General features: G+C 61.9%; 1 protein-coding gene. It reads left to right on the forward strand.

What is annotated here, in order from left to right; genetic code table 11:
• Nucleotides 1-46: 46 nt before the first annotated feature.
• Nucleotides 47-252, forward strand: a 206-nt coding sequence (locus FNJ47_RS52205) for a hypothetical protein (protein ID WP_236000615.1), incomplete at its 3' end; no start/stop codon positions are given.

Consider the following 252-nt stretch of genomic DNA (forward strand, 5'->3'; position numbering starts at 1 on the left):
CGGCGCCTGCAACGGCATTCTGACCATCACAAGGGGAACGTTGCCGTTGATCCTGTTCGATCATCGCAGCTACGGCACGCTGGTCGGCCGGCTCATCGTTCCGAGCTTCATTCTGCCCGCGGCGGCGGCCTCAGGGAGCCCTCGGAAACAGCAGTTTCAGTATGGCAGCCGCGACGAGCGTCATCATGGCGAGGCCGGTGGAAAGATAAAGCGCGCTGGTGTTGCCGAACCGGTCGATCACGATCGCATAGA

It is taken from the genome of Bradyrhizobium uaiense, from assembly GCF_010811875.1.
Taxonomy (GTDB): Bacteria; Pseudomonadota; Alphaproteobacteria; order Rhizobiales; family Xanthobacteraceae; genus Bradyrhizobium; species Bradyrhizobium uaiense.